The following is a 9,401-nucleotide window of genomic DNA, read 5'->3' as shown; positions in this document are numbered from 1 at the left end:
CACCACGAACGCCGACAGATCCCAACCACACGTCAACTCGTCCAAATACACCGCACCCCACGCCTTCGCCCCCACCACCCGCCCCACATGAGCGGGCGTCATCGCATCGATCGCCTCCATGTCCAGGACACCGGCCACATGAGCGATGCCGTCGACGCGGTGGGCGTCGAGAAGGGCGGCGACCTGGGAGCGGTCGGCGACGTCGCACGCGACGACGTCGATGCGTTGCGCTCCGGCCGCCCGCAGTCGAAGGACGGTCTCTGCCAGGCCGGGAGCGTCCGCGCCGCTCCGGCTGGTCAGTACGAGTTCCTCCGTCCCACGTGCGACGAACCATTCGGCGACGCGCACCCCGAGCACACCGGTACCCCCGGTGACGAGCAGTCGCCGCGGCGCCGGACCGTCGTGGCTCTGCGAAGACACCGGATCCGTTCCGTACGGAGGCGCCGGACGCAGCCGCCGGCCGAAGACCTGCCCCCCGCTCACCACCACCTGATCCTCGCTGCGATGCGCCAGCACCGAGGCGACGGAGGCGAGATCCGCGTCGTTCGGCGTCGTCGTCAGATCGACGAGGCCGCCCCAGCGGTCCGGGTGTTCCAGAGCGGCCACACGGCCGAACCCCCAGACCGCGGCCTGCGCCGGATCGTCGGGGGCGCGGCCGGGGCCGAACCCTGCCCGGGTGACGACCCACAGGGGCGCCGCGACGCCTGCGTCACCCAGAGCCTGCACCAGAGTCATGGTGTGCGCCACGCCGGCGTCCGGACCGGAGACGACAGGCTCGTCGCCGAACCCCGGAAGGGACAGGCAGGAGAGCACACCGGCCGGCGCGGTCCCGTCGACGGCCGTCTCCAGAAGATCGGTGAGCGATTTCCTGTCCCGCGCGTCGCAGGTGATCCGCTCCAGACCGGGGATGAACCGATCGAGCCCCGCGAGGGGAAAGGCGTCAGGTCCCTGGAGCAGCAGCCAACGTCCGTCCAGAGGCGTCGAGGCCGGCAGCGCCACCGGTTCCCAACCTACGCCGTACCGCCAGCCGTCGACCTCGGCGCGCGTCACCTGCTCGCGACGCAGCTCCGTCAACGCGGGAAGCACGGCTTCCAGCGCCTCCTCGGGCACCCCGAGGGTCGCCGCCAGATCGTGTGACCCCTCCTCCACCATCGACCAGAAGGACGCGTCGCCGTCGGAGACCGAGGGCCTCGCCGACTCCACCGTGCGTGCGGTGACCGTGGGCCAGAAGTCGGTCCGCCGGAAGGCGTAGGTGGGCAGGTCGACGGGTTCGTCTCCGCCGGCGTCCCCCAGTACGGCCGGCCAGTCGATGTCCGCGCCGTCGACGTGGAACCTCGCCATCGCCCGCAGGACCGCCAAATGCTCGGAACCGTCCTTGCGCAGCACCGAGGCGAACAGTGCGTCGCCGGTGCCGTCGGGGAGGCTGTTCTGCGCGAGTGCGGTGAGGGTGGAGTCCGGGCCGATCTCCAGGAAGCGGGTCACACCCTCGCCGGCCAGCACTCCGACCCCGTCGGCGAAACGCACCGCCTCCCGCACATGCCGCACCCAGTACTCCGCCGACGCCAACTCGCCCCCCACCGCGAGCCGCCCCGACACGTTCGACACCAACGGAACCGACGCCGAACCGTAGGAGATGCCCTCCGCGACCTCACGGAAAGCGTCCAGCATCGGCTCCATCAACGGCGAATGGAACGCATGCGACACCCGCAGACGAGACGCCCGACGACCCAACGCCCTGAGCTGCTCGGCGACCTCGATGACGGCTGCCTCGGCACCCGCGATCACGACAGCCCGGGGACCGTTCACCGCAGCGACCGACACCTCGGACTCACGGCCCTCCAGCAGCGCCAGCACCTCGTCCTCGGCCGCCTCCACCGCGACCATCACCCCACCCGACGCCAACCCCTGCATGAGCCGACCCCGCGCCACCACCAGCGCGCACGCATCCTCCAGCGACAACACACCCGCCACATGCGCAGCCGCGATCTCACCGACCGAATGACCCATCAGGAAATCCGGGCGCACCCCGAACGACTCCACCAGACGGAACAACGCCACCTCAACCGCGAACAACGCAGGCTGCGCCCACTCCGTACGCTCCAACAGCTCCGCGTCCCCACCGAAGACCACCTCCCGCAACCCACCCCCCACCCGCGCACACACCTCATCGAACGCCTCCGCGAACACCGGAAACGCCGCATACAACCCACGGCCCATCCCCACCCGCTGCGCACCCTGACCAGCGAACAAGAACGCCGTCCGACCACCTCGAAGTCCTTCGCCCACGACAGTGCGCGGCCCGGGTGCACCCAGATGGAGGCCGCGCAGTTCCTTGGCCAACTCCGGACGGGAGGCCGTCAGCACGACCGCTCGGTGATGGAAGGCGGTACGGCCGGTGGCGAGCGCGCGGGTCAGGTCGACGGACGACGAGTCGTCCCGCTCTTCGAGCATCGTGAGCAATCGTGCGGCCTGGGCCCGCAGGGCCTCTTCGCTGTGACCACTGACGAGCCAGGGCAGTACGGCCCCGTCGTCCGCCGCAGGGTCTTTCAACGTGACCGGCTTGGCCGGGGCCTGTTCGAGGATGACGTGCGCGTTCGTCCCGGACAGACCGAACGACGACACCCCCGCACGCCGCACCCGCCCCTCCTCCGCAGGCCACGGCTGCGACTCCGTCAACAACTCCACCTCCCCCGCCGACCAGTCCACATGCGACGACGGCTCACCCACATGCAACGTCGCCGGCAACACCCCATGACGCAACGCCTGCACCATCTTGATCACACCGGCCACACCCGCAGCCGCCTGCGTATGACCCACATTCGACTTCACCGACCCCAACCACAACGGCCGATCCACTGAACGACCCTGACCATAAGTCGCCAGCAACGCCTGCGCCTCGATCGGGTCGCCGAGCTTCGTCCCCGTACCGTGCGCCTCCACCACATCCACATCCACCGCCGACACACCCGCCGACCCCAACGCCGCCCGGATCACCCGCTGCTGCGACGGACCGTTCGGCGCCGTCAACCCATTCGACGCACCATCCTGATTCACCGCCGAACCCCGCACCACCGCCAACACCCGATGACCCAACCGACGCGCATCCGACAACCGCTCCACCAACAACACACCCACACCCTCACCCCACCCCGTACCATCCGCACCCTCACCGAACGCCTTACACCGGCCATCCGCCGCCAACCCACCCTGACGGCTGAACTCCACGAAAGCGCCCGGCGTCGACATCACCGTCACACCGCCGGCCAGCGCCAGGTCGCACTCCCCCGACCGCAGCGCCTGCCCCGCCAGGTGCAGGGCGACCAGGGACGACGAGCACGCCGTGTCGACCGTCACCGCCGGACCCTCAAGACCCAGCACATACGACACCCGGCCCGACGCCACACTCGCCGCGTTGCCCGTGCCGACATAACCGCCGAAGTCACCCTCCGACACACTCAACAACGCCGGATAGTCCTGACCGTTCGTCCCCACGAACACACCCGTACGACTCCCCCGCAACGACCGAGGGTCCACCCCCGCCCGCTCCACCGCCTCCCACGACGTCTCCAACAACAACCGCTGCTGCGGATCCATCGCCAACGCCTCACGCGGCGACACCCCGAAGAACTCCGCATCGAAACCGCCCACGCCCGACAAGAAGCCACCGCGTCGGGGGTACTGGCCGGCCTTGCCGTCGTCGCCGGCGTACCGGTGGTAGACGGGTTCCAGCACGGCCCAGCCGCGGTCGGTGGGAAAGTCCCCGATGCCCTCGCGGCCGTCCACGAGCATCTCCCAGAACTGCTCCGGGGTCTCGACGCCACCAGGGAAACGACAGGCCATGCCCACGATCGCCACCGGCTCGTCCACCGCGACCACAGCGGTCCCCTGCGGCGCGGCGGCAGCCGCGGTCCCGTCCCCGAACAGCTCGGCGTGGATGAACACGGCCAGCGCCTGCGGCGTCGGATGGTCGAAGACCGCCGTCGCGGGGAGAGTGACGCCCGACACGGAGGCCAGAACGTTGCGCAACTCCACCGCGATCAACGAGTCCACGCCCAGGTCGCGGAAGGCCCGCTCCGCACCCACCTGCTCGGCGCCCTCGTACCCGAGCATGGCTGCTGCCAGCTTCCGCACCTCGTCCAGCACGAGGCGCAGCCCGGCCTCACGCGGCAGACCGGCCACCCGCGACCTCAGACTGCCGTCGGCCTCGCCGGAGCTCGCGGCATCGCCCGTTCCGGGGGTGGCGGCGGGAACCGCGAGGCGGGAGAGGAGGGCGCTGGGGCGGGTGGCGGTGAACGCGGGGACGAAGCGCTTCCAGTCCGCGTCCACGACGAGCTGCGTGGTGACGCCCGCGTCCAGTACCGCCCCGAGGGCGGACAACGCGAGCTGAGGTGCGAGTGCGGTCACGGCGCCTTGGCCGCGACGCCGATCTCCGGACGCGACGGCCATCCCGTCCCCCGCCCACGGCCCCCAGGCGACGGACGTGGCGGACAGGCCGTCGGCGCGCCGACGCTCGGCGAGAGCGTCGAGGACCGCGTTGGCGGCGGCGTAGGCGCCCTGGCCAGGGCTCCCCAGCGTGCCCGCCAGCGAGGAGAAGAGGACGAACGCGGAGAGATCCAGGTCGCGGGTCAGCTGGTCGAGCAGATGGGCGGCGGACGTCTTGGGACGCATGACCCGATCGACGCGTTCGGCGTCGGTCGACAGCAGCGTGGCGTCGTCCAGCACCCCGGCCGTGTGGAAGACGGCGTCGAAGGAGTGCTCGGCAAGGAGGGCGGTGAGGTCCGCGCGCACGGAGACGTCCAGGCCGCGCAGGGTGACCCGCGCGCCCGCCTGCTCCAGCTCGGCGCGCAGCCCGGCGGCGCCGGGCGCGGTTTCGCCGCTGCGGCTCACCAGGACGAGATCGCGGGCGCCGCGCCCCACGACCCAGCGGGCCACGTGTGCTCCCAGGGCTCCGGTGCCTCCCGTGATCAGCACCGTTCCCTTCGGCTTCCAGGGGACGACGGGCTGCGGCAGCGCGGCGGACTGCTCGAGTCGACGGCCGAAGACACCGTGCGGGCGGACGGCGATCTGGTCCTCGCCGCTCTTGAAACGCGTCAGCGCGCGCGTGAGACGGGTGCACGCCCGGTCGTCGATGCGCTCGGGCAGATCGATCGATCCGCCCCAGACATCCGGGTGCTCGAGCGCCGCGACGCGTCCGAGCCCCCATACGGCGTTATGCGAGGCGCGGGTGACCCGTTCGGTCCTGCCGACTGCGACGGCGCCTTGGGTGAGGGCCCAGAGTCGTACGCCCGGCATGCGCGACTCGGCCAGCGCGCGCAGCGCGTTCAGCGTTCCCACGGCCGGTCCGGCGGACGTGGCGAAGGCAAGGAGTGAGAGGATGCCGTCCGGGCTTCGGCGGGCGTCGGTCGTGTCGGTACCGCCTGTGGGAAGGCGGACGGCCTCGGCGCAGGCTGTGGGGTCGGCCGCGTCCACTTCGACGACGTGCGGGGTGAGTCCCTGTTTCCGGAGACCGGAGACGAGGCTGTTCATCATCTCCAGCGAGTCGCCCTCGGCGTCGGACGGAACCAGGACCGTCCAGTTGCCGGTGCCGGACACGCCCGCCCCCGGCCGGGTCTCGTCGTCGCGGGTCAGCTGCCGCCAGGACACCTCGTATCGCAGGGCGTCGATCGCGGCCTGCTCCTGTCGCCGCTGGTACCACTTCGCGAGGGCGGGGACGACCGGGGCGAGCGCGTCGGACGCGAGGTCGAGGCCCGCCGCGAGAGTCGGCACGTCCTCGCTCGCCACGGAAGCCCAGAACTCCGCGTCGACCACGACGGAAGCGCGCGTCGGGCCCGACGGACCGCCGAGCGGCGGCTGGCTCGGGGTGAGCCAATAGCGCTGCCGCTGGAACGGGTACGTCGGCAGGTCGACGGGTTCGTCTCCGCCGGCGTCCCCCAGTACGGCCGGCCAGTCGATGTCCGCGCCGTCGACGTGGAACCTCGCCATCGCCCGCAGGACCGCCAAATGCTCGGAACCGTCCTTGCGGAGCATCGAGGCGAACAGTGCGTCGCCGGTGCCGTCGGGGAGGCTGTTCTGCGCGAGTGCGGTGAGGGTGGCGTCCGGGCCGATCTCCAGGAAGCGGGTCACACTCTCCGCGGCCAGCACACCGACCCCGTCCGCGAACCGCACCGCCTCCCGCACATGCCGCACCCAGTACTCCGCCGACGCCAACTCACCCTCCACCGCGAGCCGCCCCGACACGTTCGACACCAACGGAACCGACGCCGATCCGTAGGAGATGCCCTCCGCGACCTCACGGAAAGCCTCCAGCATCGGCTCCATCAACGGCGAATGGAACGCATGCGACACCCGCAGACGAGACGTCCGACGACCTCGCGCCTTCAACTCATCAACGACCTCGATGACGGCTGCCCCGGCACCCGCGATCACGACCGCGCGGGGGCCGTTCACCGCAGCGACCGACGCCTCGGACTCACGGCCCTCCAGCAGCGCCAGCACCTCGTCCTCGGCCGCCTCCACCGCGACCATCACCCCACCCGACGCCAACCCCTGCATGAGCCGACCCCGCGCCACCACCAGCGCGCACGCATCCTCCAGCGACAACACACCCGCCACATGCGCAGCCGCGATCTCACCGACCGAATGACCCATCAGGAAATCCGGGCGCACCCCGAACGACTCCACCAGACGGAACAACGCCACCTCGACCGCGAACAACGCAGGCTGCGCCCACTCCGTACGCTCCAACAGCTCCGCGTCCCCACCGAAGACCACCTCCCGCAACCCACCCCCCACCCGCACACACACCTCATCGAACGCCTCCGCGAACACCGGAAACGCCGCATACAACCCACGCCCCATCCCCACCCGCTGCGCACCCTGACCAGCGAACAAGAACGCCTGTCGCGCGTCTCCGTGGTCCTGGCCGACGATCGCGTCCGCCGAAACGCTGCCGCGTGCCACGGCGTTGAGAGCCTCGACGAGACCGTTGCCGTCCTCGGTGACCACTACGGCCCGATGCTCGAAGTGCGTCCGCATCGTCGCCAGGCACAGGCCGACACGGCCCGGTGCGATGTCGGATCGCTCGTCGGCGAACGTCGCGAGAGCGCGCGCTTGGGAACGCAAAGCCTCCTCGGTCCGGCCTGAGAGCGGCCAGACGGCCGGTGCGGGGCGTGCGGTGTCAGGGGTGAGGTCGGCCCGGGAGTCCACCTCAGGAGCCTGTTCGAGGATGACATGCGCGTTGGTGCCGCTGACGCCGAACGCGGAGACGCCGGCCATCCTGGAACGGCCGGTGCGAGGCCACGGCTGCTGCTCCGTCAGCAGCCGTACCTCCCCCGCCGACCAGTCCACATGCGAGGACGGCTCACCCACATGCAACGTCGCCGGCAACACCCCATGACGCAACGCCTGCACCATCTTGATCACACCGGCCACACCCGCAGCCGCCTGCGTATGACCGATGTTGGACTTCACCGACCCGAGCCACAACGGGCGGTCGCCGTCACGACCCTGACCATAAGTCGCCAGCAACGCCTGCGCCTCGATCGGATCGCCGAGCTTCGTCCCCGTACCGTGCGCCTCCACCACATCCACATCCACCGCCGACACACCCGCCGACCCCAACGCCGCCCGAATCACCCGCTGCTGCGACGGACCGTTCGGCGCCGTCAACCCATTCGACGCACCATCCTGATTCACCGCCGAACCCCGCACCACCGCCAACACCCGATGACCCAACCGACGCGCATCCGACAACCGCTCCACCAACAACACACCCACACCCTCACCCCACCCCGTACCATCCGCACCCTCACCGAACGCCCTGCACCGGCCATCCGCCGCCAACCCACCCTGACGACCGAACTCCACGAAGACATCGGGGGTGGACATCACCGTGACGCCGCCCGCCAGGGCCAGGTCGCACTCCCCCGACCGCAGCGCCTGCGCGGCAAGGTGCAGGGCGACCAGGGACGAGGAGCACGCCGTGTCGACCGTCACCGCCGGACCTTCCAGGCCCAGCACATACGACACCCGACCCGAGACGACGCTCGCGGCGTTCCCGGTGAGCAAGTGGCCCTCGACGCCCTCCGGCAGGTCGGCTCCCGAGACGGCCCCGTAGTTCTGGTTGCTGCATCCGACGAAGACACCGGTACGACTGCCGCGCACGGAGGCGGGCTTGAGGCCCGCGCGCTCCAGTGCCTCCCAGGACGCCTCCAGAACGAGACGCTGTTGTGGGTCCATCGCAATGGCCTCGCGGGGTGACACTCCGAAGAAGCCCGCGTCGAAATCCGTAGCCGTGGCGACGAATCCGCCCTGTCCCGTGGCCATCGAGGAAGCCCCGTGGGCGGGCTCCCAGCCACGGTCCGCAGGGAACGGCGTGATGGCGTCGACGCCGGCCGCGACCAGGTCCCACAGCTGTTCCGGAGTGGTGACGTCACCGGGGTAGCGGCACGCCATGCCGACAATGGCGATGGGTTCGCTCGCCGCCCGGCTGAGTGCGTCATTGCGCTGACGCAGTCGCTCGTTCTCGGTCAGGGAGGCGCGGAGCGCGGCGACGACGCGCTCTTCGGAGGTGGACATGCTCAAACTCCACTGGTTCGCGGCCCGTTCGCGGGCGGACGGGAAGACGTGGCGGCGGGGTGGTGCCTCAGGAGGCGGAGTCGCCCAGGGCCAGTTGAACGAGTGCGTCGACATCCATGGCATCGATCGCGCCGGGCACGGGCTCGTCGTCGTTCTGCGACTGTTCGAATGTGCCTGTGTGTCGGGCGGTGCCGTACGCCGTGGGCCCGGACAGGAGCGCCTCTTCGGTGGGCCGCCCGATCGGGTCGCTGTCCGCCAACGACAGCACGGCGGCCAGCAGGCCACTCTCCTCCCAGCGTGAGAAGGGGATCGTCGCGAGTGCCCGGCGGAGCGACGCCTCGCCGCCTCGGCCTGGCGGTAGCGGCGTTCCCGGCTCTGTGTCCCTTTGGTCCGGCCGGCCGAACAACTCGTCATGCAGGTAATCGGCGAGGTGGCGGGGGCTCGGATGGTCGAAGACCAGCGTCGACGGGAGCCGCAGCCCGGTCTCGGCGTGGAGCTGATTGCGGAGTTCGACGGCGGTGAGGGAGTCGAAACCCATGTCGTTGAAGGGCCGGTCGAGATCCAGGGCCGAGCCTTCGGTTCGGCCGAGCACCAGCCCGGCCCGCCTGCGGACCAAGTCCCGCAACGCGCGCAGACGTTCCTTCTCGGGTCGCTGCGCCAACCGGGCGGTCAGCACGGCTCGAGCGTCCTCGGTCGCGTGCTCTTCGACGTCGCCCTGGCCGGTGAGGCGGGGCAGGGTGGTGAGCAGGGGGCTGGGACGGCGGCTGGTGAACGCCGGAACGAAACGCTCCCACTCCACATCAGCCACCACCACCGAACCCCCG

General features: G+C 70.7%; 2 protein-coding genes. Both read right to left on the bottom strand.

Annotated elements, in window-relative coordinates; genetic code table 11:
• The coding region (locus tag ACH4ZA_RS39710; RefSeq protein ID WP_398433868.1) for a type I polyketide synthase at window positions 1–8,577 on the bottom strand (8,577 nt) is incomplete at its 3' end.
• A gap of 67 nt (window positions 8,578–8,644) precedes the next feature.
• Window positions 8,645–9,401, bottom strand: a 757-nt coding sequence (locus tag ACH4ZA_RS39705; RefSeq protein WP_398433867.1) for a beta-ketoacyl reductase, incomplete at its 5' end; no start/stop codon positions are given.

The sequence above is a fragment of the Streptomyces sp. NPDC020597 genome, assembly GCF_044335095.1.
Lineage (GTDB): Bacteria > Actinomycetota > Actinomycetes > Streptomycetales > Streptomycetaceae > Streptomyces.
Note: the sequence above shows the minus strand (reverse complement) of the source record. Positions and strands in the feature narration are given on the sequence as shown.